22 protein-coding genes are annotated in these 24,897 nt (G+C 71.3%); 4 read left to right on the forward strand and 18 right to left on the reverse strand.

The annotated features are described in order from the left end of the window. Nucleotides 1-75 precede the first annotated feature (75 nt). From AB0C35_RS01880 to AB0C35_RS01890, 3 genes are all read left to right on the forward strand, one after another. The gene (locus AB0C35_RS01880; protein ID WP_358449391.1) at nucleotides 76-825 is read left to right on the forward strand and encodes a DUF427 domain-containing protein; all 750 of its coding nucleotides are present in this window, start codon (nucleotides 76-78) and stop codon (nucleotides 823-825) included. A 207-nt stretch (nucleotides 826-1,032) separates the two neighbouring features. After that, a complete protein-coding gene (locus AB0C35_RS01885) occupies nucleotides 1,033-2,124 on the forward strand; it encodes a ferredoxin reductase (protein WP_358449393.1) in 1,092 nt (363 codons plus the stop codon). 14 nt (nucleotides 2,125-2,138) lie between these two features. Then, entirely contained in the window at nucleotides 2,139-3,221 is a 1,083-nt protein-coding gene (locus tag AB0C35_RS01890) for an acyl-CoA desaturase (RefSeq protein WP_358449395.1), read from the forward strand. 225 nt (nucleotides 3,222-3,446) lie between these two features. Here AB0C35_RS01890 and AB0C35_RS01895 read toward each other — a convergent pair whose 3' ends face one another. The 11 genes from AB0C35_RS01895 to AB0C35_RS01945 form a co-directional block, all read right to left on the reverse strand. Next, the gene (locus tag AB0C35_RS01895) at nucleotides 3,447-4,268 is read right to left on the reverse strand and encodes a GNAT family N-acetyltransferase (RefSeq protein ID WP_358449397.1); all 822 of its coding nucleotides are present in this window, start codon (nucleotides 4,266-4,268) and stop codon (nucleotides 3,447-3,449) included. Nucleotides 4,269-4,342: 74 nt separating this feature from the next. Beyond that, the gene (locus tag AB0C35_RS01900) at nucleotides 4,343-5,350 is read right to left on the reverse strand and encodes a 3-oxoacyl-ACP synthase (RefSeq protein WP_358449399.1); all 1,008 of its coding nucleotides are present in this window, start codon (nucleotides 5,348-5,350) and stop codon (nucleotides 4,343-4,345) included. Continuing rightward, nucleotides 5,347-6,474, reverse strand: coding sequence for a branched-chain amino acid ABC transporter permease (locus tag AB0C35_RS01905; RefSeq protein WP_358449401.1), 1,128 nt, complete (start codon nucleotides 6,472-6,474; stop codon nucleotides 5,347-5,349). The genes AB0C35_RS01900 and AB0C35_RS01905 overlap by 4 nt, the downstream gene beginning before the upstream one ends. Then, complete coding sequence (locus AB0C35_RS01910; RefSeq protein ID WP_358449403.1) at nucleotides 6,471-7,337, reverse strand: branched-chain amino acid ABC transporter permease; 867 nt, start codon at nucleotides 7,335-7,337, stop codon at nucleotides 6,471-6,473. Before AB0C35_RS01910 ends, AB0C35_RS01905 begins: the two co-directional genes overlap by 4 nt. Continuing rightward, a complete protein-coding gene (locus AB0C35_RS01915; RefSeq protein ID WP_358449405.1) occupies nucleotides 7,337-8,032 on the reverse strand; it encodes an ABC transporter ATP-binding protein in 696 nt (231 codons plus the stop codon). Before AB0C35_RS01915 ends, AB0C35_RS01910 begins: the two co-directional genes overlap by 1 nt. Next, on the reverse strand, nucleotides 8,032-8,781 hold the full coding sequence (locus AB0C35_RS01920; protein WP_358449407.1) for an ABC transporter ATP-binding protein: 750 nt from the start codon (nucleotides 8,779-8,781) through the stop codon (nucleotides 8,032-8,034). Before AB0C35_RS01920 ends, AB0C35_RS01915 begins: the two co-directional genes overlap by 1 nt. Next, nucleotides 8,778-9,950: a substrate-binding domain-containing protein gene (locus tag AB0C35_RS01925; protein ID WP_358449409.1), complete on the reverse strand. Its 1,173-nt coding sequence runs from the start codon at nucleotides 9,948-9,950 to the stop codon at nucleotides 8,778-8,780. The genes AB0C35_RS01920 and AB0C35_RS01925 overlap by 4 nt, the downstream gene beginning before the upstream one ends. A gap of 25 nt (nucleotides 9,951-9,975) precedes the next feature. Next, nucleotides 9,976-10,353, reverse strand: coding sequence for a hypothetical protein (locus AB0C35_RS01930; protein ID WP_358449411.1), 378 nt, complete (start codon nucleotides 10,351-10,353; stop codon nucleotides 9,976-9,978). Further along, nucleotides 10,350-12,185 carry an AMP-binding protein gene (locus AB0C35_RS01935; protein WP_358449413.1) on the reverse strand — a complete coding sequence of 612 codons (1,836 nt, stop codon included), beginning with the start codon at nucleotides 12,183-12,185 and terminating at the stop codon, nucleotides 10,350-10,352. The genes AB0C35_RS01930 and AB0C35_RS01935 overlap by 4 nt, the downstream gene beginning before the upstream one ends. Nucleotides 12,186-12,201: 16 nt before the next feature. Further along, the gene (locus tag AB0C35_RS01940; protein ID WP_358449415.1) at nucleotides 12,202-14,550 is read right to left on the reverse strand and encodes an NHL repeat-containing protein; all 2,349 of its coding nucleotides are present in this window, start codon (nucleotides 14,548-14,550) and stop codon (nucleotides 12,202-12,204) included. After that, nucleotides 14,547-15,395 (reverse strand): enoyl-CoA hydratase/isomerase family protein, encoded by an 849-nt coding sequence (locus AB0C35_RS01945; protein WP_358449417.1) that lies wholly within the window; start codon nucleotides 15,393-15,395, stop codon nucleotides 14,547-14,549. Before AB0C35_RS01945 ends, AB0C35_RS01940 begins: the two co-directional genes overlap by 4 nt. A gap of 112 nt (nucleotides 15,396-15,507) precedes the next feature. Between AB0C35_RS01945 and AB0C35_RS01950 the strand changes: the two genes are divergently transcribed. Next, nucleotides 15,508-16,131, forward strand: coding sequence for a TetR/AcrR family transcriptional regulator (locus tag AB0C35_RS01950; protein WP_358449419.1), 624 nt, complete (start codon nucleotides 15,508-15,510; stop codon nucleotides 16,129-16,131). Between the two features lie 36 nt (nucleotides 16,132-16,167). Here the strand turns inward: AB0C35_RS01950 and ricT are convergent, their stop codons facing one another. From ricT to tmk, 7 genes are all read right to left on the reverse strand, one after another. Beyond that, nucleotides 16,168-17,010, reverse strand: coding sequence for a regulatory iron-sulfur-containing complex subunit RicT (ricT, locus tag AB0C35_RS01955; RefSeq protein ID WP_358449421.1), 843 nt, complete (start codon nucleotides 17,008-17,010; stop codon nucleotides 16,168-16,170). 66 nt (nucleotides 17,011-17,076) lie between these two features. After that, nucleotides 17,077-18,081 (reverse strand): hypothetical protein, encoded by a 1,005-nt coding sequence (locus AB0C35_RS01960; RefSeq protein WP_358449423.1) that lies wholly within the window; start codon nucleotides 18,079-18,081, stop codon nucleotides 17,077-17,079. Nucleotides 18,082-18,217: 136 nt separating this feature from the next. Beyond that, the gene (locus AB0C35_RS01965) at nucleotides 18,218-19,099 is read right to left on the reverse strand and encodes a fructosamine kinase family protein (RefSeq protein ID WP_358449425.1); all 882 of its coding nucleotides are present in this window, start codon (nucleotides 19,097-19,099) and stop codon (nucleotides 18,218-18,220) included. A 2-nt stretch (nucleotides 19,100-19,101) separates the two neighbouring features. Beyond that, the gene (locus AB0C35_RS01970; RefSeq protein WP_358449427.1) at nucleotides 19,102-19,581 is read right to left on the reverse strand and encodes a low molecular weight protein-tyrosine-phosphatase; all 480 of its coding nucleotides are present in this window, start codon (nucleotides 19,579-19,581) and stop codon (nucleotides 19,102-19,104) included. Nucleotides 19,582-19,725: 144 nt separating this feature from the next. After that, nucleotides 19,726-21,333: a S8 family serine peptidase gene (locus AB0C35_RS01975; RefSeq protein ID WP_358449429.1), complete on the reverse strand. Its 1,608-nt coding sequence runs from the start codon at nucleotides 21,331-21,333 to the stop codon at nucleotides 19,726-19,728. A 232-nt stretch (nucleotides 21,334-21,565) separates the two neighbouring features. Next, nucleotides 21,566-22,708: a DNA polymerase III subunit delta' gene (locus tag AB0C35_RS01980; RefSeq protein ID WP_358449431.1), complete on the reverse strand. Its 1,143-nt coding sequence runs from the start codon at nucleotides 22,706-22,708 to the stop codon at nucleotides 21,566-21,568. A 100-nt stretch (nucleotides 22,709-22,808) separates the two neighbouring features. Continuing rightward, on the reverse strand, nucleotides 22,809-24,881 hold the full coding sequence (tmk, locus tag AB0C35_RS01985) for a dTMP kinase (protein WP_358449433.1): 2,073 nt from the start codon (nucleotides 24,879-24,881) through the stop codon (nucleotides 22,809-22,811). Nucleotides 24,882-24,897: the final 16 nt, after the last annotated feature.

Genomic DNA, 24,897 nt, shown 5'->3' on the forward strand with positions numbered 1-24,897 from the left:
GGTGGTGTGGGGTCGGGGTGGTCGGATCCGGGGGGTGTGGCGAAATAGGGGTGGTGGCTGGGTGGTTGCCCAGGCATGAGCACATCGCGGAAGACCGGCGTCAGGATCGAGGAGAGCGGCAAGCGCGTCAGGGCCTATCTCGGCGGCCACCTGGTGGCCGACACCACGGGGGCGGCTCTCGTGTGGGAGATCCCCTACTACCCGACCTACTACTTCCCCGTCGCGGACGTGCGGGCCGAACTCGTCGAGGACGGGCCGGGCAAGCGGTCGCCGAGCCGGGGGGACGCGACCGCGTACACGGTGAAGGTGGACGGCGCACAGGCCGAGGGCGCCGCGCTCCGGTACGCCGAGTCGCCCGTCGAGGAGCTGCGCGACCTGGTGCGTCTGGAGTGGGACGCGATGGACGGCTGGTTCGAGGAGGACGAGGAGGTCTTCGTCCATCCGCGCAGCCCGTACACGCGTGTCGACGTCCTGGCGTCGTCGCGGCATGTGCGGGTCGAGGTGGGCGGGGTGACGGTCGCGGAGTCGTCCAGCCCGCGGCTGCTGTTCGAGACGGGCCTGCCGGTGCGGTACTACCTGCTGAAGACGCATGTCCGGATGGACCTGCTCGAACACACCGACACGGTGACGCACTGCCCGTACAAGGGCACCGCGGAGTACTGGTCGGTGCATGCGGGTGGCGACGTCCACAAGGATTTCGCCTGGTCGTACCCGGTCCCGCTGGACGAGAGCCGCAAGGTCGCGGGCCTGGTCTGCTTCTACAGCGAGAAGGTCGACATTTACCTCGACGGCGTCCTGCAGGAGCGGCCGAAGACCCACTTCTGAGGCCGGGAGTTCATCACCTGGGCGTGGAAGATCTAGCCACTTCCGACAAGTTCCGCTCCCGTTCTTATCAGCCAGGCATCACATCATCGAATGGAACATCATGCGATGGTGTGATGCCTGTCGCTTTGCCGCCCGAAGTCTTGAAACGGCTTCCTACGGCTCCGTAGCTTACGGAACCGTAAGTTAGCGCGTCTTCGGGGAGGCACCTTGACCACCGCATCGCTCAGCGCGGAAGCGCGGGCCGCCGCTTCGCGCGCTCGGCCCGGTGTGGGGCGGCGGATTGCGGGGGGTGTCCGTCACCTCACCACGCCGCTGCTGCCGGAGGACTATCTCGGGCTGCTCAACCCGCTGTGGTCGACGGCCGAACTCCGGGGCCGGGTCGAGGCCGTCCGGCACGAGGCTCCGGCCGCGGCGACCCTGGTGATCAAGCCGGGACGGGCATGGCGGGGGCATCGGCCGGGCCAGTGGGTCAAGGTCGGCGTGGACATCGGCGGTGTCCGGCACTGGCGGACGTTCTCGCTGTCGTCCCCGCCGCGACCGGACGGGCGCATCACCGTGACGGTCAAGGCCGCACGGGACGGGTTCGTGTCCGCGCATCTCGTCCACGAGATCCGGCCGGGCGCGGTCGTGCGGCTCGCGTCGGCGGAGGGCGACTTCGTGTTGCCGTCGTCCGTTCCCGAAAGGCTGCTGTTCGTGACGGCGGGCAGCGGGATCACGCCGGTCATGGCCATGCTGCGGCACCTGGGCGGTGTGTCCGATGCCGTGGTCGTCCACTCGGACCGGACGGCGGGGGACGTCATCTTCGGCGCCGAACTCCGCTCGATGGCGGGCGTGCGCCTGCATGAACGGCACACGTCGTCGGACGGCCGGTTCAGGCCGTCGGAGCTGTCCGAGGTCTGTCCCGACTGGGCGGAACGCGAGGCGTGGGCTTGCGGTCCCGGGGCGATGCTGGACGATCTCGCGGCGCACTGGCGCGCCTCCGGGGCCGGAGAGCGGCTGCGCGTTGAGCGTTTCCGGACCGCGCTGCAGGGGCCGGCGGGCGAAGGCGGGCGCGTCACGTTCACCAGGAGCGGTGTCGAGGTCGACGTGGACGGGGGCACCCCGCTCCTGGTGGCCGGGGAGGACGCGGGGGCGCTGCTGCCGAGCGGCTGCCGGATGGGCATCTGCTACAGCTGCGTCGGCCGCCTCTGCTCCGGCCAGGTGCGCGACCTGCGCACCGGCGAGGTGCACGGCGAGGAAGGCGAGATCGTCCAGACGTGCGTCTCGGCCGCCGCCGGGCCCGTGGAAATCGAACTCTGAGGGGGAGCACGACGATGACGATCACGATGGAACGTCTGACGACCGGCGACTACGAGGCCATCGCCCGTGAGCTGGACGCGCTACGCGAAGAGGTCAGCGCCGGGCTCGGCGAACGCGACGCGTCCTACATCCACCGGGTGATCCGCTGGCAGCGCGGTCTGGAGATCGGCGGCCGGGCGCTGCTGATGGCGTCGTCGCTGCCGCCCGCCTGGGTCGCCGGGACCGCGACGCTCGCCGTCGCGAAGATCCTGGAGAACATGGAGATCGGGCACAACGTCATGCACGGCCAGTGGGACTGGATGCGCGACCCGAAGATCCACTCGACGACGTGGGAGTGGGACAACGTCTCCCCCGCCGACCAGTGGAAACACTCGCACAACTTCATCCACCACACGTTCACCAACGTGATCGGCAAGGACAACGACGTCGGCTACGGCATCCTGCGCGTCGCGCCCGAGCAGGCTTGGAGCCCCGCTCACATCGGGCAGCCGCTCTACAACCTGCTGCTCGCGATGTTCTTCGAGTACGGCGTCGCGATGCACGACCTGGAGATCGACAAGATCCTGGCGGGTGAGCACGACGAGGAGGTGACCAAGGAGAAGCTGCGCGGGATCGGACGCAAGATCCGCCGCCAGTGGGGCAAGGACTACCTGGCGTTCCCGCTGCTCACCGGCCCGCAGTTCTTCTCCACGCTGGCCGCGAACTTCACCGCGAACGTCGTCCGCAACGTCTGGGCCCACATGATCATTTTCTGTGGGCACTTCCCCGGGGACGTCGAGGTGTTCGAGGAGGAGCGGCTGGACGGTGAGACGAAGGGCGAGTGGTACGTCCGGCAGCTCCGCGGTTCGGCCAACATCTCCGGCGGGAGCCTGTTCCACCTGATGACCGGCAACCTCAGTCACCAGATCGAACACCATCTCTTCCCGGACCTGCCGAGCAACCGCTACGCCGAGATCGCCCCGCGCATCCGGGCGCTGTGTGAGAAGTACGACCTGCCGTACCACACGGGCTCCCTGTCCAGGCAGGTCACCGGCACCTGGAAGAAGATCTTCCGGTACGCGCTGCCCGGCGGGACGCCCAGCCCGAAGACCACCTGAGCAGGCCGAAAACCGCTTCGGACGGACGCCGGTTCAGGACCGACGCCGGTTCAGGACGGACACCGGTTCAGGACGGACACCGGTCACGGGACGGACACCAGTTCGGCACGGACGCCGGTTCGGGACGGACGCCGGTTCGGGACGGACGCCGGTTCGGGACGGACGCCGGTTCGGCACGGACGCCGGTTCGGGGGTCTGTGGCGGACGGCGGGCTTGGCGGAGTGGTCAGCCGAGGGCCTGTGCCACGGGGAGGAAGAGGCGGGACGGGTCGTTCGCGACGGGGTCGCCGTATTCCATGATCGTCGTGGTGAACGCGGGCCGGAGGCCGTGCTCCTCCGCCCAGGCGATCAGCTCGGGATGCCGGTGGTCGACGTCGAGCCGTATCGGTCCTTCGGGGACGACCTCCTCCACCAGCGTGAGCGCGGTTTCCGCGTCCTGCGCCATGACGGGACCGACAACGACCCTGTCGTCGTTCCTCCACGCACCGCCGTAGCCCAGGATGCCGGTCTCGCCTCGGACGACCCGTAGCGTCTCGCAGAACGAAGGCAGGCCGGCGACCAACTGCGAGCGGTCGGCACCGAACACCTCGGTATCGAGCGCGTGAACGGCGGCCATGTCGGCTGCCTCCACCGGCACGGACACTCCACGCCCGGACGGCCCATCCGATACGCCCTTGTACGTGGTGCACAGGCCCACAGAACGGAAACCCAGGCGCTCATACAAGGGACGTCCGTACTCGGTGGCGGTCAGGCAGATGCTTGCCGTCCGACAGTTGTCCATCGCGTGCCGCATCAACCGCGCGCCCAGGCCACGCCGTTCGAAACGCTTGGCGACCAGCACCATGCTGATGGCCGCGACGTCCTTCCCGTAGGGCGTGCACACGACCGTCCCGGCGAGTTCGCCGTCGCCGTCCTCAACGCCGTAGACGTCGCCGACCGAGAACAGGAACCGCCACTTGTGATCCTCCCGGCCCCACTCGCGGTCCTCGGCGAGCCGCTGGCAGGCGCCAAGGTCGTTGATGCCGAGCAACCGCACGTCCCCGTCCATGGGACGCGACGCTAGATCGCCCCGTGCCTCCCCACAACCGAATTATGCGGACGCGAGCGGACCGCCTCCGGGGGTCAGCCCGTCCAGCGGACGGTGGTGGCGGCCCAGGTGTAGCCGGTGCCGGCGGCCAGGAGGAGGGCGATGTCGCCGGGCTTGAGGCGGCCCGCGCGGGATGCACGGTCCAGGGAGAGGAGCGAGTCGACGCCGCTCATGTGGCCGGTGTCGTCCAGGTAGGGGGCGTGGTCCAGCGGGACGCCCAGGACCGAGAGCAGGCCCTCGTGCATCGAGCGTTTCATGTGCAGGACGCAGAGCTGGGCGATGTCGTGCAGGGCGTAGCCGGAGCGTTTGAGGGCGCCTTCGGCGACCTGGAGGAAGTTGGGGAGGGAGACCCTGTCCAGGCCTTCTTTCATGGCGGCGGGGTCGGCGACGTCGAGCATGTGGCGGCCGGCGCGGATCGTCGCGTGGCTGGCGGGTTCGGCGCTGCCGCCTGCGGGGACGCGGACCTGGCCGGCGAACGAGCCGTCGGTGATCATCTCGGTTTCCAGGATGTCGGCGACGCCGCCGTCCCGGGTGAGCAGGACGGCGGCGGCGCCGTCGCCGAAGCCGAACGCGAAGCGGGAGCGTTTGTTGGCGTAGTCGAGCAGGGACGATTCGCGGGACGCGGCCACCGCCAGCACCTTCGTGAGGCGCGGTTCGGCGAGCATGAGGGCGCGGCACACGCGCAGGGCCACCGGGGTACCGCAGGAGACATAGTCCAGTTCCAGGGCGAACGCGCGGTTCGTCCCGAGGAGGTGGGCGATGCGGGGTGCGGCGTGCCAGACGGGATGGTCCTTCCAGGTGGAGCCGAAGTAGACGACCGCGTCGATGTCGGCGGGGTCGGTGCCGGTCTCCTCCAGGACGCGGGCGCCGACCGTGGCGGCCATGTCGCTGACATGTTCGTCCGGCGCCGCGATGTGCTTGCCGCGCAACCCGAACCGGTCGATGATCACCGCCTCCGGGATGGCGCTCGCGGCGGCGATCTCGGCCGCGGACATCCAGCGTTCGGGCAGGTAGCTCGCGGTGCCCGCGATGCCGATCGTCACGCTGCGCCCTTCTTACGGGTCAGGCGGGCCGGGACGGTGAGGGACGCCAGGCCGCCGGGGAGGAACAGGACCAGCACCACGAAGATGGTGCCGAGGACGAACATCGGTTCGCTCAGCGGCCCGCCGAGTCCGGTGGACAGCTCGCCGAGCCGGTGGTCGAGGTAGGTGTAGACGAGGCCGCCGATGAGGGCGCCGTACGGCCGTCCTGTGCCGCCCAGCACCACCATGACCAGCAGGCCGAGGGTGAAGGTGGCGTCGGTGACCTCCGCGTGGGCGCCGCCGGAGATCAGCGCGTAGGCCATCCCGGCGAGGGTGGCGAAGAACGAGGCCAGCACGCACGCCATCAGCTTGTAGGTGTAGGGGCGCAGGCCCAGGACCGCCACCCGGTTCTCGTTGTCGCGGATCGCCTGCCAGACCTTCCCGGGACGGGACGCGAGCGCCCAGCGGAGGGCGGCGGCGGTCACGACGAGCAGGCCGAGGGCCATCCAGTAGCGGTTGGGGGCGTTGACGACTCCGACGAGCGAGTCGGGGAGGTGGTCGTAGGCGAGGGCCAGGCCCAGTTCGCCGCCGGTGACGTCCATCGGGTCGCGCACCACGAAGATGGCGCCGGCCTGCGCGAACGCGAGTGTGGCCATGGCGAACGCGATCCCGCCGACGCGCAGGCAGATCGCCGACAGGACGAGCGGCAGGACCACGCCCGCGACGACCGTCCAGGCGAGGACGCCGGCGAGGCCCAGTTCGGTCTCGGCCAGCACGATCGCGGTGGTGTACATGCCGAGCGCGACGTACAGGCCGTGGCCGAAGGACAGCAGCCCGGTGTAGCCGAACAGCAGGTCGTAGGTGATCGCGACGGTGGCCATCACGAACATCAGCGAGAGCAGGTGCAGCACGCCGGGCGAGTTGAAGCCGCCGTCGAACAGGAACGGGATCTCGATCCTGAGCCTCGGCAGGGAGGCCGCCAGTACGATCACGGCGACGATGAGCAGGGGGCGCCGGCCGCGGGCGGGCCCGGGCCCGGACATCGCCTGCGGACGGACCCTGGTCATGAGTTCATCGATCTTCGTGCCCGTGCCGTTCGTGCCCGTGCCGTTCGTACTCGTGCCGTTCCTACTGGTGTCGTTCATGCGGTGGCCCTCCCAAGCAGGCCCTGCGGGCGGACGAGGAGCACACCGGCCAGCAGCAGCACCACGATCAGGTCGCCGGCGCCGACGAGGCCGTAGAAGTTGGCGTACTGCTGGAGCAGGCCCACCAGGACGGCGGCCAGCGCGCAGCCGCGGAACGAGCCGAGCCCGCCGATGATCACGACGATGAACGCGAAGATCAGCAGCTCGGTGCCCTGGCCCGGCGAGACCACGTTGTTGATCGCGCCGGTGAACGCGCCCGCGAGCGCGGCGAGGGCCCCGCCGAAGGCGAACACGAGCGTGAACGAGCGGCGGACGTCGATGCCGAGCGCGGTCACCATCGCGCGGTTCTCCACCCCGGCCCGGATCACCAGGCCGTAGCGGGTGCGGGCGAGGAACGCCGACATGCCCGCGTAGACGCCGAGCGCGACGGCGATGATGAGGAACCGGTTGTTGGGGACGGGCGCGCCGAACACCTCGGTGACCTGGTTCATCCAGTGCGGTGTCGTCAGTTTGCGGGCGTCGGAGCCGAAGGCGGAGCGGACGAGGGCGGTGACGGCCAGCAGGATGCCGACGGTGAGCAGGACCTGCGGGACGTGCGAGCCGTACAGCCGCCGCAGCAGGGTGATCTCCATGACGGCGGCGAGCAGCGCGCAGAACGCCATCGACACCAGGACCCCGAGGGTGAAGCTCCCGGTGGCGTCCACGACGACCCAGGCCGCGTAGCCGCCGAGGGTGAGGAACGCGCCGTGCGCGAAGTTCAGCACGTCCATCAGGCCGAAGATCAGCGACAGGCCGGAGGCGACCAGGAAGTACAGCGCGGCCAGGCCGAGGCCGGTGATGGTGAGCAGCACGAACGTGGACATCAGTGGGCCACCCCCACACCCAGGTAGGCGCGCGTCCGGTCGGGGTCGCCCAGCAGTTCGGCCGCCTCGCCGGACCACACGACCCGGCCCTGGTCGAGCACCACGGCGTCGCGGGCGAGCCGCCGCACCAGCGCGAGGTTCTGCTCGACGAGCAGGATCGTGACCAGCTCGGCGGCCTTGGTGAGGGCCTCGGCCAGCTCGGTGACCAGGTGCGGGGCCAGCCCCTGGCTGGGCTCGTCGATCAGCAGCAGCCGGTTGTCGTTGAGCAGCGCGCGGGCCAGCGCGAGCATCTGCTGCTCGCCGCCCGACATCGTCCCGGCGCGCTGGGCGAGACGTTCGCGCAGCCGCGGGAAGAGCTCGTACACCAGGTCGTAGTGGTGCGGGGTGCCCGGCCGTTCGGCGAGGCGGAGGTTCTCGGCGACGGTGAGGCCGGCGAAGACCTCGCGGTCCTCGGGGACGTAGCCGACGCCGCGCTGGACGACCTCGTGGGTCGGCAGCGCGACGGTCTCCCTGCCTTCCAGGAACACCGAGCCCCGGCGCGGGACGAGGCCGAGCAGCCCGCGCATCGTGGTGGTCTTGCCGACGCCGTTGCGGCCGAGCAGCGCGGTGACGCCGCCTTCGCGCACGCCGAACGAGACGCCCTGCAGCACGTGCGACTCGCCCAGGTGGACGTCGAGGTCCTTCACCTGGAGCATCACAGTTCCTCCCCCAGGTAGGCGGACTGGACGAGGGGGTCGGCCATCACGGCGCCGGGCTCGTCGCAGGCCAGCAGGGTGCCGTGGTGCATCACGGCCATCCGGTCGGCGAGCCCGACGACGACGTCCATCCGGTGCTCGACCAGCACGATCGTGGTGCCGAGGGTGTCGCGGACCGACCCGATGACGGCGGTCAGCTCGGGGACGTCCTCGGCGCTCATCCCGGCGGTCGGCTCGTCAAGCAGCAGCACCAGCGGCTTGCCGACGATGGCCAGCGCGACCTCCAGTTTGCGCTTGCCGCCGTGGGAGAGGGACGCGGCCAGGTCGCCGGCCCGGTCGGCGATGCCGACCAGTTCCAGCGCCTCGCGCGCCTCGTCCACCGCGGCGTCGGCGGCGGTGACCCGGCGCCACAGGGCGAGGCTGCCGCCGCGGTGCGCCTGGGCCGCGAGCCGCACGTTCTCCAGCACGGTCAGGGTGGGGAACAGGCTCGTGATCTGGAAGCTGCGGGCCAGGCCGAGCCGGGCCCGCCGGAAGACCGGGACGCCCGTGACGTCCCGGCCGTCCAGCTCGACCCGTCCCGCGGTGGGTTTGCGCAGGCCGGTGAGGAGGTTGAACAGGGTCGTCTTGCCGGCGCCGTTCGGCCCCAGGACGGCCATGATCTCCTTCGGCCTGACCTCCAGCGAGACGTCCCGCAGGATCTGGACGCCGCCGATCGCGACGCCCAGTCCATGAGTCCGCAGAACGCTCACTTGGCCCCCGAGACGGGCGGGGCGACCTTCTCCGGCGGCAGGACGCCGTTCAGCGTGGGCGTGGTGCCCTCCAGCCCGGCGAGGAACATCGGCTGGAGCAGCGCGTGGTCTTCGGGACGGACGGTCATCCCGCCCTTGGGGCCGGTGAACGACCAGCCCTCCAGCCCCTTGATCATCTTCGCCGTGTCGTCGCCCTGCTCGACCGCGCGGACGACCATCTGCGCGGCGGTGAAGCCGTCGGTGTGGAAGATGTCGGGCTTGGTGCCGAGTTCCTTCGCCATCGCCTTGGCGGGCTCGTTGTCGGTGGCTTCGGCGAAGTAGTGCGCCAGGAAGTTGATCTTCCCGGCGGCGGGGCCGAAGGTGTCGAACGTGGCGCGGTCGGCCAGCCCGGTGACGACCTTGGTGGAGTCGAAGACCTTCTGCTGCGCGAGGGTGCGCCACATGTTGGCGGCGGTGTCACCGGCCCAGGCGACGAACAGCAGGTCCGGCTTGGCGTCGATGACCTGGCGGGCGAACGGGGTGAAGTCGGTGGTCTTCAGCGGCACCAGGACCGGCTTGACGGTCGCGCCGCCGGCCTTGCCGAGGACGGCCTCGACGGCGGCGACGTTGGCCTTGCCGAACGCGTAGTCCTGGGCGAAGACCATGACCGTCTTGCCCTTGACCGTGCCGAGGAAGGACTCGGCGGCCTTCACGTCCTGCCAGGTCTGCCGGCCGGACCGGAAGGTGTGGTCGTTGACGCCGGTGATGGTGTCGGCGGCCGCGGCGCCGCTGATGAAGAGGATCTTGTTCTGGTCGGCGAGCGGGGCGAGCTGGGTCGCGACACCGGACGACACCGACCCGGTGATGATCTTGTAGCCCTTGCCGATCAGGTCGGTGGCGGTGGCGGTGGCCTTGGACGGGTCGCTCGCGTCGTCGTGGTAGGTGACCTCGATCTTGGTGCCGCCGGCCTCGCCGGTGCCCTTCGTCGCGTAGTTCAGCCCGGCCTTGAACCCTTCGGTGAACTGCTTGCCGTAGGCGGCGACCAGCCCGCTGGTGGAGGTCACCACCCCGACCTTGACCGCGCCGCCGGACTCGGCGGAGGTGCCGGAGGTGCCGCTCGCGCAGCCGGCCAGGGTTCCGGTCAACGTCATCGCCGCCACGGCGGCAAGCGCTATTCCACGCCTTCTCATGGGGTGGGCTCCTTCGTGCCGAGATTCATTTCAGGGGGAATTGGCGGGCCATCACGAGCGCCTCGCCTTCGCACAGGACACGGCCGCCGGCGGTGGCGACGGTGCGCAGGTTGACCAGCGCCTTCTCAGGGCGGACGGCGCTGATCGTCACGGTGGCGCGGATCTGCTCGCCGGGCCTCGCCGGGGACGCGAAACGCAGATCCTGCTTGAGGTACATGGTTCCGTTGCCCGGCAGGTCGGTGCCGAGCAGCGTGGAGAACAGGCCCGCGATCAGCGGTTCGGGGACGGTGCCGGTCTCGGGTGCGCCGCCGGTCAGTTCGGTGTATCCGGCCAGGTCGGCCTCGGTGAAGACGCGGCTGATCTCGGCCCGGCGGCCGGTGGCGGTGTCCCACCAGGTCGTCACGTCAGCTCTCCTTGGAACTCGCAGACGGTGGTGCCGTCGGTCCTGGTCACGGCGATGGTGATCGCCCGGTCCAGCGCGGTGGCGGCGACGGTGACCCGCTCACCGGCCCGGGTGGGTGCGGGGAAGACGAGCGAGGTGGTGGCGAACGCGGCGTCCGGGTGGTGGCGCCGGATCGCGGTGCGGATCAGGGAGTACAGGTACATGCCGTGCGCGACCGTGCCGCCGAACGCGGTCGTCGCGGCGTAGACCGGATCCACGTGGATCGGGTTGTCGTCGCCGCTCAGCTCGGCGAAGCGGGTGAAGTCCTCCTGGGTGACGGTGAACTCCTCGCGCCAGGTCACCGGGCGCAGGCGGCTCTTGACGATCTTCCCGGTGGCGTTGCGCGGAAGTTCGGCGACGAACTCGACGTGCTTGGGGACCTTGTATCCGGCCAGGTGCTCACGGCAGTAGGCGCGGATCTCGTCGGCGTCCGGAGCCGTGTCGCCGTCCGTGGCCTTGCCGCCGCCCGCTGCCGTGCCGCCGCCCGAGACGACGATGACGGCCTTGCCGACCTCGCCCCAGCGTTCGTCGGGGACGCCCACGACGGCGACTTCGGCGACGGCCGGGTGCTCGTACAGGACCGTCTCGACCTCGGCCGGGTAGACGTTCTCGCCGCCGGAGATGTACATGTCCTTGACCCGGTCGACGATCGTGAAGTCGCCGTCGGCGTCGCGGCGGGCGATGTCGCCCGACCGCAGCCAGCCGTCCTCGGTGAAGGACCGGCGGGTCAGCTCCGGCTGGTTCCAGTAGCCGGGGGTGACGCCGGGACCGCGGATCAGCAGTTCGCCCTCGTCCGCGCCGTCTCCACCGTCCCCGCCGTCGAGGGAGACCTCGACGAACGGCTGCGGGCGGCCGACCGTCCCCGCCTTGCTGAGCGCGTTGCGCTCGTCCACAAGGAACACGGTCGGGCCGGTCTCGGTCATGCCCATGCCCTGCCGGACGGTGATGCCGCGTTCGGCGAGGGCGGTGAGCAGCGGCACCGGCATCGGGGCGCCGCCGCAGGCCCACGAGCGGACCCCGGACAGGTCGGTGCGCCCGAAGTCCTCGTGCTGGTGGAGGAGCTGGTACATGGTGGGGACGCCGAAGAACGCCGTCACCCGGGTGGAGAGCGTGTGCAGCACCTCCCCGGCGTCGAACTCGTGCTGGATCATCGCGGTGCCGCCGGCCAGCAGGGTGGGCAGGGTGTGGAGGTTGATACCGCCGGTGTGGAAGAACGGCAGCGCGTTGAGCGTCGTGTCGGCACTGGTGAGGCCGATCGCGGTGCCGATGTTGAGGTGGTTGACGACCGCCATTCCGAAGGTCTGGATGACGCCCTTGGGCCGGCCGGTGGTACCGGACGTGTAGAGCAGGTACCAGGGGTCGGTCTCGTCGCGGAAGCCCTCGGGCCCGACCTCGCCGGGCGCGTCCGCGAAGGTGTCGATCGCGACGGCCTTGGAGTCGAGCTCCCGCGCGGCGGGCGCGTGCGCATCGTCGGCGACCAGCAGGGACGGCGAGCAGTCGGCGATGATCTGGGCCAGTTCGGGGACCGGGAGCCGCCAGTTCAGCGGGACGAGCAGCGCACCGATCCGGCCGCAGGCCAACAGCAGCTCGATGATCTCGACGCGGTTGCCCGACAGCACCGCGACGCGGTCCCCGGCGCGCACGCCGAGGTCGGCGCGCAGCCGCCAGGCCGTCCGGGACACCCGGCCCGCCGCCTCGCCGTAGGAGAACTCGCGGGCGCTCAGCGTGTCGACCAGGGCGATCGCGTCCGGGGCGAGCCCGGCGCGGGCCGCTATCAGGTCAGGCACTCTCATGGTCGTTTCCGGGTCCTCACTGGATTCGGGTGATGCGGTTGGAGATGAGCGAGTCGACGAACACGGACGAGCCGGACCTGACCACGTGCTGGGTGGCGAACAGCCCGCCGGGACGGGTGCCCAGGTGCGGGTCCACCCAGTGGTCGAGGAACGCCGGCTTGATCTGGCCGTTCGCGTCGGGGTTCACGGTGGTGGGGTCGGCGTAGGAGCGGGCGACCATGTTGAAGCCGTCGCCGATCAGCAGGCCGCCGGCGTCCAGGCTGACGCCGACCGGCAGGAACAGCTCGTCGGCGGTGATGGCGTCGGGGTGGTCGTAGGTGCCGCCGCCCTGGCCGATCTTGCCGATGTAGGCGCCGGAGGAGGCGTTGAAGACCTGGACGCGCTGATTGCGGCGGTCCACCGCGTAGACGCGGCCGCCGCCCGCGGTGACGTCCTGGATCTGGTCGAACGTGCCGTCGGCGCCCTCGCCGTAGAAGTTCGGGCCGGGAGCGTCGTCGGTGCCCTTGGCCGGGTCCGGGCCGCCCTTCACCCAGTCGAGGCTGAGGAGACTTCCGCTCAGGTTGAAGCGGTAGAGGTAGCCGCCGGACGCGGTGATGTAGACGGCGGAGCCGTCGACGTCCACGGCCTGCGGGTAGTTGCCTCCGGTGAAGCTGATGTCGGAGGCGCCGGACGTCCGGTAGGAGAGGTTGAAGACGTGCTGCTGGTTGCCGGACGAGTCGTAGACGCGCAGCGAGCTGTCACCGGTGTACGGCCATGGCAGCGCGGCGTCGGCGGCGACCAGGACGGCGACCTGGCCGCCGAAGACGCTGAGACCGGTGACGCCGTACGAGACGTCCGCGAACTCTCCCTGATAGGTGCCGTCCAGGCCGTACTTGTAGACGACGGTGTTGGGGGTGTCGCTGACCAGCAGGGTGTCCGTGCTGCCGGGCAGGACGTCGAGCGCGCCCGCGGCGTGCAGCTGGCCGGCGAGGGTGCGGGGATGGCCCCAGAACTCGTGGTCGGCCGTGCCTCCGACACCGGCCGACACCGAGCAGCGCAAAATCTCCTGGCGGGTCGGGTGCTCCCAGCATTTCTTGATGCGGTGGTTGCCGGCGTCGCTGACGAGGAGGACGCGGGCGTCCGCGTAGAAGGTGCCCCAGGCCCAGATGTCCTCGGTGACGCGGGTGCCGTCGGGCTTCTCGACCGGGACGACGTCGTTCGGGAGCTGGAACGCCTGATCCTCGGTCAGCTTGGTGGCGGGCAGCCGGATCTCGACCTGGTGGATGCCGAGCCTGCCGTACGCCCAGGAGGCCGCGGCATCGCTGCTCAGGCTCGTCCGGTACGACGCGGTGTTGGTGCCGAGATTGGGGAAGCGGACGATGCGCCCGGCGTAGGTGTCGGCGACGTACAGGTTGCCCGCACGGTCGGTGCGGACGCCCCTGGGCCGCTTGAGATGCTCCGCACCGCCGTCGACGGTGAAACGGCCGAGGATGTCGACCAGGGCGAGGCCGCCGTCCGCGGCGACCTCGAACACCTTGATGCGGTTGTTGCCCTGGTCGCAGACGTACAGGTAGGTGCGTGAGCCGTCGGGTGACCGCCAGTACGTCATTCCTTGCGGGATGCGGAACCCGTCGCGCTTGAGCGGCTGACCGGCGTAGTCGTCGTAGTGGGTGGAGTCGGTGCCGTAGTCCTTGTCCTGACCGGGCAGGATCGGGCCGCCCTTGGAGCCGACCGTGGCGACCGGTGTCAGGCCCCAGGTGACCGGGTCGATCCGGAAGCCCTTCACCCGGTGGTTGAACTCGTCGGAGACGTAGAGGAGTCCGCCGGGTGTCACGGCCATGTTGCGGGGCAGCTTGAGGTCGTCGCCGCCGCCGGTGCCCTCCTGGCCGAAGGACGTGACGTACTGGAACGCGCCGGGATCGGCCGGGTCGGTGCGGAAGAAGTGGAGCCGGTGCAGGCCCGCGTCGTTGACGTACAGGCCGGCCAGGCGGTCGTCGGCGGCCTCGCCCTTGGACAGGAAGTACAGGCCGATCGGCGCGGCGATCTCCGGGACGGACGCGGCCGGGCTGTCCGGAGCCAGCGCGGTGTCGCCGTCGTCGAGCGCGCCGATGGCGCGGCCGTCCATGTCGTGCACCCGGATGATGTGGTTGCCCATGTCCGCGACGTAGACGCGGGCGTCGGCCGGGTCGCCGGTGACGGAGTCGCGGTCGGTGGTGACCGTGGTCGGGGTGTTGAACTGGTACCGCTGGTGCGGGACCTCGCCGGTCAGCTCGGCGCCGCGGTCCTCGTCGGCGAAGGTGATCACGGTCTCCGCCTCCGCGGGGGCGGCCAGCAGGGCCGCGGTCAGAACCGGCGCCGCGAGGAGCGCGGACCATCGTCGTCTCATGCCGGGCCTCCGTTGAGGAAGGCGATCATGCCTTCGCGGGATTCGGGGGTGGTGACCTGGCGGACGAAGGCGCGGCGTTCGGCGTCCAGGCGTGCCGCCACTGCGTCGAGGTCGGGGGTGAGGAGGCGCTTGGTGACGGCGACGGCGCGGCGCCCGGTCAGCTCGGCGGCGGTGTCGCGGGCGGCCCGGCGGACGTCGTCGTGGAGGCCGTGGGCGAGCCCCCAGGCGACGGCGGTGCGGGCGTCGATCGTCTCGTTGAGGAGCTGGACGGCGGCGGCGCGGGAGCGTCCGATGCGTTCGGGCAGCAGTGCGGTCCAGCCGCCGTCCGGACCGAAGCCCACCACGGTGTACCAGGGGGCGAAGGTCGCCTCGGGGCCGACCAGGACGATGTCGGTGGCCAGGACCAGGCCGAGGGAGCCGCCGGTCACGGGGCCGTGCACGGCCGCGACCGTGGGGACCTCCAGGCGCAGCAGCGCGAGGACGGCCCGGTTGAGGAGGCCGACGATCTCGTCGGCGTACTCGGCGAGGGCCTTGTCGCCCGCCTCACCGGAGCGAAGCGACCCGGGGGGTGTGGGGGGTCGCCCCTCCACAGGCGACTCGACGGAGCGAGGCGACCCGGGGGCTTCCACGGGCAACCCGGCGTGTTCGGCGAAGGCGCGGACGTCGCCGCCGGTGGAGAACGAGCGGCCCTCGGCCGCCAGCACCACCGCGCGCGTCTCGTCCGGAAGGCCCTCGACCGCCGTGAGGAGATCGGTCAGCAGCTGCGGGACGAGGCTGTTGTGCCGCCGCGGGCGATCCAGGGTGATGGTCGCCACGCCGGCGGCCGACTCCGTTCTGACCAGCATCGACCTGCCTTTCCGAGGCGAACATGAGACCTGAGTCACCTGGAAGGTACGCAGCCGCGGGTCAGCCCGTCAAGAGTGGAATGAGAGGTGATTCACCTGTTATCTTGACGTCATGAGCGCCGTCGAGACACCCACAAGCGCCCGGGGCACACCGCTGTCCAGCCGGGGCGAGCGCACCCGCCGCAAGTTGCTCGACGCCGCCGAGCGGGTCTTCGCCGAGCTGGGCTACTACGACGCCTCGATCGTCAAGCTCACCGAGGCCGCCCAGGTCTCGCAGGGCACCTTCTACATCTACTTCGAGAGCAAGCAGGAGATCTTCGACGAGCTCGTCGGCGATCTGAACCGCCGGGTCCGGCGCGCGATGCACGAGGCGTCCGCGCAGGGCACCACCCGGGCGGAGAGCGAGCGGCTCGGCTTCGCGGCGTTCTTCCGGTTCACCGCCGAACATCCGGCCCTGTACCGGATCATCCGGCAGGCCGAGTTCGTCTCCCCCGCCGCGCTGCACCAGCACTACGCCAAGATCGCCGAAGGCTACATCGCGGGGCTGCGCGAGGCCATGGACGACGGCGACGTGGCCGAGGCCGATCCGGAGGTGCTCGCCTGGGCGCTGATGGGGGTCGGCGAGCTGATCGGCATGCGCTGGATCCTGTGGGACGGGCCGGAGCCGCGCGAGGTCCCGCCCGAGGTGTTCGAGCAGATGTACGGGTTCATCACCCGCGGTCTCCTGCCCCGCTAGCTTCGCCGCGCGAGCGGTGCGTGAGCGGTGCGCCGGTCATCCCGCGTCGTCGCCGTCGTCCGGGCCGGGGTTGTACAGGGCGTCGTGCTGGCGGCGCGGCGAGCAGACCGAGGCGGACGGGCAGGAGCAGCGGCCGCCGCCGTTGAGGCGGACGGTGACCTTGTCCGAGGGGACGTTGCGTCCCACGACCTGGCCGGGGCCGTTCGGGGTGTCCACGCGGGAACCCAGCGCCGGCATCCGCTCGTGCGCCTTGACGTAGAGCGGGTGCTCGTACTTGAGGCAGCACATCAGGCGGCCGCAGGCGCCGGCTATGCGGAGGGGGTTGACGGGGAGGTCCTGTTCCTTCGCCATGCGGACGGAGACGGGCTCGAAGTCCTTGAGGAACGTGGCGCAGCACAGGTCGCGGCCGCACGGGCCGATGCCGCCCTGGAGGCGGGCCTCGTCGCGGGGGCCGACCTGGCGCAGTTCGACGCGTGCCTTGATGCCGCGTGCCAGGTCGCGGACGAGGGCGCGGAAGTCGACCCGGTGCGGCGCGCTGAAGTAGATCTTGAAGACGTTGTCGGCGTCGAGGTAGTCGACGCCGATGACCTTCATCGGGAGTTCGTGCTTGCGGATGAGGCGCTTGGCGATCGTGCGGCCCTCGGCGCGGCGGCGGCGGTTGGCCTCGTCGCGGGCCAGATGCTCGTCGGTGGCGGGGCCGGCGCACTCGGGCAGGCCGCCGATGTCGTCCGACACCCACTGGGGCGCCCACACGCACTCGGCGACCTCGGGGCCGGAGTCGGTGGGGACGAGGACCTTGTCGCCGACCTGCGGGGTGTGCGGACCTGGGTCGAGGTAGTAGAGCCGGCCGTACCGGGTGAAGCTGACTGCCATCACCATGCCCACGGTTTCGCTCCGTTCGCCCGGTTTCGTGCGATCCACTCTAGGCCGTCCGGGCGGCCGGGCTCACCAGGCGGCGTCGGCGAGGTCCTCTCCGGGGACGGCGGGGGCGCCCCGCGTGTAGAGATCACCGGCGGTCGCCAGGAGCCGCCCGCCCGTGTGGGCGGCGTCGAGGCCGGTCAGTTCGCCCTTCACCTCCTGCCGCCACAGAACCTTGGTCGGCTGCCCCGCCAGGGTGTACGCCTGGAGGGACAGCTGGGAATCCTTCACGATGCCGGCGACGATCGTCCTGCCGGTCAGGATCGCCGTGGTGCTGCCCTTGGGAAGGGTCAGGACGGGCTTGCTCAGCTTCAGGTCGCCTGCGGCGCCGCCGGTGTCGAGCGTCCGGACCTGGTGGCCGGTCTCCTTGAAGTCGCCGTCCACCGAGCGGACGGGGCTCCACACGAACGAGAGCGTGGCACCGGACCACGACAGGCTGCCGACCCGGCCGGACGACTTCGTCGTCCACACCTTGTGGGTGCCGGTGGCGACTGAGACGACGTCCACGCGGCTGCGGGCGCCCTTGTAGGTGACGAAGGCGACCTGGCCGCCGTCCGGGCTCACGGCGAGTTCCGACCACGGCGTGGACACGCCGGGGACGGTGGCCTTCGGCAAGTCCTGGAGATCCTTGGGACGTCCGTCCTCGTCGAGGAGGAGGCGCTGGAACGTCACCTTGCGGTCGGCGTATGACGCAACGACGTAGGAGCCGTCCTTGGCCGCCGCGACGCGCTGGAAGCGGCGGCCCTGCGGCGCGGCGACGGGAAGCCCGACGTCGGCGCCGGTGTCGATGTCGCGGACGACGAGCGCGGTGCCGGACGTGGTGACGCCGACGACGAACCGGGGCTCGGTCCTCTTCGCCTCCGCGGCGGCCTTGGCCTCGCGCGGCTTCTCGTCGGCGCGCTGATGGCGCTGCACGACGTCCACGCCCCCGCCGATGAACAGCGCGGCGGCCGCGGCGGCGCCGAGCGGGACGAGGCCTCTCCAGGAGCCGAGACGTGTCCCGCGGGGTCGCTCCTCACGCCTGTCGTCCATGGGGTCGCCCTACACCTGCCCTTTCATGGCTCGTTGCCTGACCAGTCGTTTCTACCTCATCCACATCGCACGAACAGCCGTGAACGCGGAGTTGCCCCGTCGCGGCCGAGCCGCACGCCCAGGCCGGGGGGCGGCGTCAGCCGAGCGCCGCCCGAGCGGCCTCCACCAGGGAAGCACGATACGAGCCGCCGAAGAGCGCCACATGCACGAGAAGGGGATGCAGCTGGTGCAGCGGAACCCGCGCACGCCACCCGTCCGCCAGCGGCGCGGCCTCGTCGTACGCGGCGAGGACCCGTTCGAGGAGCGGGGTCCCGAACAGCGCCATCATCGCCAGGTCGGTCTCCCGGTGGCCGCCGTGCGCCGCCGGGTCGATCAGCATCGCCCGGCCGCCGGTCCACAGGACGTTGCCCGACCACAGGTCGCCGTGGATGCGGCTCGGCGGCTCCGGCGGGCCGGCGAGCACCTCGACGTCCGCCGTCACCCGCTCGATCAGCCGGACGTCGCCGGACGACAGGTGGCGGGCGGCGAGGCGCAGGAACGGTTCGAGGCGGCGCTCGGCGTACCAGCGGGGCCAGTCCCGGTCGTCCGGCGTGTTGTCGAGCGGGAGGTCGGCGATGAAGCCGTCCCAGGACGCCCCGTAGGACGGCGGGCGGGCGCCGGTGTGCAGGGCGGCCAGCTCGCGTCCGAGGCGCTCGGCGGCGGACGGGGCGGGCGGCGCGGACGGCAGCCACGGCAGGACGAGCATGTGGTCGCCGGCCGCGACCACGTCGGGGACCGGCGTTCCAGGGCCTGCCTCGCCCAGCCAGCGCAGCCCCGCCGCCTCAGCCGCGAACACGCCCGCCTCAGCGGCGGCCGCCGGGAGGCCGGCTCCCCGCGGTGATGTGGACGCCGCCTTCACGAACACCTCGCGGCCGTCGGCCAGGGACGCCCGGTGCAGCGTCCACGCGTGGCTGGAGCCGAGGCCGCTCAGGTCGTCGACCCGTGTTCCGAGCAGCCGCTCAAGCCTGTCCCGCACCACGCTCAGCCGACCTTGAGCGCGGTGCGGATCTCCTCCAGAAGGCCCGGCATGGCCGCCTCAACCTGCTCCAGGACGAGGTCGAAGCCGTCGAGGCCGCCGTAGTAGGGGTCGGGGACGTCCAGGTCGGGGCCCGCGTCAGGGTCGAACTCGCGCAGCAGCCTGACCTTGGCGGCGGTCTCCTCGTCCGGCGCCATCGACCGCAGCGCCTGCAGGTGCCCGTCGTCCAGCGCGAGGATCAGGTCGTAGCGGCCGAACCAGCCCTCCTCGAACTGCCGGGCGATGTGCGCGGACCGGTAGCCGGCCCGCCGCAGCGTCTCCACGGTCCGGGAGTCGGCGTCATCGCCCACATGCCAGTTTCCGGTGCCCGAACTGTCCACCTCGACGTCCAGGCCCTCCTCCTCGACGTGGTGACGCAGAACCCATTCGGCCATCGGTGAGCGGCAGATGTTGCCGGTGCAGACGAACGTGACTCGGTACGACATGCCTCCATGATGGCCGACCCGCGCAACCTCGACGGCCGACCTGCCACCTCGCACGCCCGCCACCTCTCTCGCCCGCGGCCGGACGGCCCTTCACGAAGACACGGCCCCCGACCGTTGCCGGTCGGGGGCCGCGCTTGGGGTGGGTCAGCGCTGGACGGCGTTCAACGCGTCCACGATGCCGTTGCCGAAGAACCCGTTCCGGCTCTTCGACCCTTCACAGGTCTGCGTCGAGGTCTGCTTCACCCACTCGCCGTCGACATTGCGGTACCAGACGTACTCGACGGTCCGGGGGCTCGGGCATTCCTTGGCGGTGGCGGTGCCGCGCAGCACGTGCTCGACCGAGCGCGGGCTGAGTGTGAGGCCGCCGTGGCGCCGGTCCCTGTGCCCATACTTGCTGACGATGAGCGCGGCGACGCCGACGGCGTGCGGCGACGCCATCGAGGTGCCCTGGATCGACTGGTAGTAGGCGCAGTCGTCACCCTTGCAGCTGCGGATGAGGTACGGCACCTTCGGCGTCCCGTCGGCGTTCAGCTCGCCGCGGGCCTTCGCGAGCCGCTCGGGGTAGGCGGCCCAGATGCCGGCGCGGTCGTCCGGACGCTGGTCGGGCGTGTCGACCTTGTCGCCGCCGGGCGCGGCCACCGCGACGTAGCCGTCGCCGAAGCTGCTGTAGTACGACTTGCGGCCGCTCGGGCCCGTCGACGACACCGGGATGACGTGGTCGCCCTCGGACGGCATCGACACGCAGCTCGCCGGGATCGTCCGCTCGTACGGCTCCTCACCCGGCATGGACGGGAAGTCGGGGCTGCTGGAGTCGGTGTTCGTCTTGGTGTAGTCGACGAAGTCGTTGCCGGCGGCGGAGATCAGCGTGACGCCCCGCTCGTGCGCGAAGTCCAGCGCACGCTGCGTCGCCTTGATGATGGTGCGCTGCTCCAGTTGCGCCTCGGGACTGTCGGCCGGGTTGTTGCCGCAGTTCCAGAGCCACGGGTCCACGTAGTAGCTCATGTTGACGACGTCGATGCCGTGCTTGGCCGCGTACGTCAGGCCGTCGACGGTCGGCTGCAGGAAGAAGTAGCCGGAGTCCTGTCCGACGCGCAGGTTGACGATCGACACGTTCGGGGCGACGCCCGCCATGCCGATCCCGTTGCGCGGCGACGCGATCGTGGACGCGACGTGCGTGCCGTGGTCGTTGTCGTCCCAGTCGTTGGGGTCGACGCACGACGTGAACTCGCACGGCCCGTCGACCTCGTTGCCGTTGGCGTCCGTCGGGATGTCGTGGGTGAAGTTGCGGCTGAGGCGGCGGTTGAAGTTCGCCTTGATGTCGGGGTGGTCGCCGTCCACGCCCGTGTCGAGGATGCCGACGAGCACGCGCTTGTCGCCGGGCTCCTTCTCGTAGGAGCCGTCCGCCGTCGCGTGGATCTGCTTCATGTCCCACTGCAGGTCGGCGAGCGGCTCGGTGTCCTTGGACGGCTTCCCGGTGAGGGACACCTTGGCCTTGGTCCCGACGGTCTCCTCGACCATCGCGGCCTTCTTCTTCGGCTTCTTCGGCGCCGTGCCGATGATCCGGTTGTGCGCGACGCCCTCCAGGGCCCTTTCGCGCATCGCGGCGCGAATGAACTCCGGATTGTCCGAACGGACGGTCGCGACGCCCACGTCACGGTTCTCGTGGACGATCTTGCCTCCGGCCTCTCTCACCGCGTGGTGAGCTCTGCCCGGTGAGACGCCCTCCTTGTAAAGGACGACGTACTCCGACACCTCACCCTTCGCTTGCGCCGGATTCGGGGCCGCTGATGCTGGGAACGCGAGGGCCGTCACTGTGGTGACGGCGCACGCGGCGGAAATCAAGGCTCGCCGCAAAGCAGACCTCCTGGCCGTTGGGGGGATAGCCCGGTCGGTTGTTGATCAGCCAGGCGACGTTACTCGCGTTCTTGTTGAGAGTCGTGTACGAGAATGTAACGAATGGGGAGAGCTCTTGTAAGGCCCTTTATCACCCGGTTCGCAAGGCGAGGGTGAGCGCCTCCACGGCCAGCAGCGGGTTGACGTTCGCGTCCAGCCGCTCCCGGCACGCCATGATCGCGTCCAGCCGTCTGAGCGTGTCCTCGGGACGTCCGTTCCCCGCCGCCGTCCGCAGCTCGGGACCCAGTTCGGTGTTCACGAGGTCGCTGGCCGCCCCGAGCTGGAGCGTCAGCACGTCCCGGTAGTAGGACGCCAGATCGAGCAGCGTCCGGTCCAGGGCATCGCGTTTGACCCGCGTCGCGCGGGACTTCTGCCGGTCCTCCAGATCCTTGAGCGCCCCCGCCGTCCCCCGCGGCATCCGACCCTTGGCGCTCTCACCGAGAGCCTGCCGCAACGTGGACGTCTCCGCCTCGTTCAGCTCCTCCGCCTGCGTCTTCGCCTCCGCCTCGGCCGCCTTGACCAGCGCGTCCGCCGCCATCACCGCCGGGCCCACCGACGTCAGCCGGCGCGGGACCGCCATCACCTCCGCCCGGCGGCGCCGCGCCTCCCCGTCGGTCGCCAGCCGCCGCGCCCTGCTGATGTGCCCCTGCGCCGCCCGCGCCACCACCTCGGCGGTGTCCCGGTCCACGCCGTCCCGCAGGACGAGGGCGTCCACGACCGCGTCGATCGGCGGGGTCCGCAGCGTCACCAGCCGGCACCGCGACCTGATCGTCACCAGCAGGTCGTCCGGCGACGGCGTGCACAGCAGCCACACCGTCCGCGCCGGGGGCTCCTCGATCGCCTTCAGCAGGGCGTTCGCCGCCTGCTCCGTGGCCCGGTCGGCGTCCTCGAACAGCACGACCTGCCAGCGGCCCATGCTCGGCGACGACGCCGCCCGCAGCACCAGCGCGCGGGTCTCCTTCACCCCGTACGACAGGCCCGCCGGGCGGACGACCTCCACGTCCGCGTGCGTCCCCTGGAGGACCTGGTGGCAGGATGCGCAGTGCCCGCAGCCGCGCGGCGTCTCCTCGCACTGCAGCGCCGCCGCGAACGCCCGCGCCGCCGCGGACCGGCCCGCGCCGGGCGGTCCCGTGAACAGCCACGCGTGCGCCAGGCCGCCACCCGTCCCGTCGGCGGCCGACGACAGCTCGGCGACGACGGGCTCCTGCCCGACCAGGTCGTCCCACACGCTCATGCGAGAAGGCTAACCGGACCCGCAACCGCTGCGGGACACTCTCAGCCGCCGGGCAAGGCCCCGCCGGCAATGACATGACGCCGGGGCCCGGCCACGACGGTCAGTAGTCCCTGATGGCCGGGAAGGTGCTCGTGGCGTCCTCGGTGCCGGCGGGCACGGGGTCGGGGAGGATCTCGCGGATGCGGTACTGGATCTCGCGGCTCAGCTCGCCCTGCGCGCGGCTCGCGTCCAGGATCAGGTAGCGGTCCGGGTCGGCCTCGGCGAGGGCGTGGAAACCGGCGCGGACGCGTTCGTGGAAGTCCTGCGACTCCGACTCGATGCGGTCGGCGGGCGCCGAGAGCCGGTTCAGGCCCGTCTGCGGCGGCACCTCCAGCAGGACCGTCAGGTCGGGGACGAGGCCGCCGGTGGCCCACGCGTTGACGCGGGCGATGTCCTCGACCGCCTGCTGCCGCCCGAACCCCTGGTAGGCGAGGGACGAGTCGACGTACCTGTCGCTGACCACGATCGCGCCGCGCTCCATCGCCGGCTTGATCACGTTGGCGACGTGGTCGGCGCGGTCGGCGGCGTACAGCAGGGTCTCGGCGCGGTCGGACAGGCCGGTGGTGTCGCGGTCCAGCAGCATCGCGCGCAGCCGCATTCCGATCTTGGTGGCGCCGGGCTCGTGCGTGGTGACGACGTCATAGCCGTGGTCGCGCAGCCAGATCGCCGCCAGCCGCGCCTGGGTCGTCTTCCCGGCGCCCTCGCCGCCCTCGAACGCGATGAACACGCCGCGCTCGCGGCGGGCGGGCTGCTGCGGCAGCGCGACGGCCTGCTCCGGCGGCGTGTAGATCTCGCCGTGCAGGGCGGCCCGCAGGTCGGGGACCAGCGGGATGCCGCGCCGGTCGTCCAGCCGCCGGTACGCGACGAGGCTCGTCAGCAGGGCGAGGACGGCCGCGATGAGCAGCGCGACGCCCGATCCGTCGATGTCGTAGACGCCGCCGCCGAGTTCGAGGCGGTGCGAGCCGACCGCTCCGGCGATCAGCGGAACGCCGGCGAACGTGATCACCGCGGTGACGAGGGCGACCGACCGCAGGTAGGCGGACGGGCGGACCTCGTCCGGCGCGTCCGGGTCGGTGACCGCGGCGACGCCGTTCGACCAGGCGGCCCCGGCGAACATCCCGAGGAACCCCGTCATGAACACGACGACGACGAGGTTCTGCACGAGGGCGATGACGATCAGCGCGAGCGCCGCGGCGATCACCGCGAGGCCGAGGAGCCGGCGGCGGCTGAACGGGACGAGGGCGCGCGGCCCGAGGAACGCCCCGAAGCCGAGCCCCAGCGTGAGACCGGCGAGGACGCTGCCGTAGCCGGCGTCCCCGCCGCCCAGCCCGCCGGTGTGCACCCGAGCGACGGCGACGACCGCGCCCGCCGTCAGGGACGCCGCGGCGACGGCGACGCCGAGGCCGCGCGCGGCGGCCGTCCCCGGACCCTGGAAGATCGACTTCAGCGGAGCGGGGACCGGGATCGACCACGTCGCCGGGATCTCGCGGATCAGCGCGACGGCGGCGGCCGAGGCGAGGAACACGGCGGCGGTCGCGTACAGGGCGAGGTCGGCGCGGGAATCGCGGCCGAGCGTCCCGTCCGCGATCAGGGCGAGGACGGCGAACAGCAGCGCCGCGACGGGCGCCGGGCCGAACAGGACACGGGTCGCGGACCGGCGCGCGGCGGCGCGCAGATCCTCGTCCGGCACCACCGCGGGCAGCGCCGCACGCGCCGCCGGCGCCCACAGCAGGCTCAGGCAGGCGACGAGGAACGCGGCGGCGAACGTCCACGGCAGCATGTTCACGAGCGGCACCGTCACCACGACCACCAGCCGCAGCACATCGGCGATGATCAGCATGAGGCGGCGGTCGGCGCGGGCGGCGAGCATGCCGCCGAGCGGTGCGAGCAGCACCGCCGGCAGCAGCATCAGCGCGAGCACGCCGCCGGCCGCCTGCGCGCGGGTCGCGGCGTCGTCGTCGCGGGTCAGCGACACGGCCATCGCGGTCAGCGCCGGGACGGCGAGCCACAGGCCGAGGCCGGACAACGACAGTGCGAACCGGAGCCGCCGCAGCGGCCCGATCGACGAATGTGACGAAACGCCCGGCGGCGGTGATGCTGCGGGGTGCGGCCGGGGTGCGCCCGTTCTGGTCATGTCGGTCAGGGTATCG

This window comes from Spirillospora sp. NPDC048819, assembly GCF_040650055.1.
Classification (GTDB): Bacteria; Actinomycetota; Actinomycetes; order Streptosporangiales; family Streptosporangiaceae; genus Spirillospora.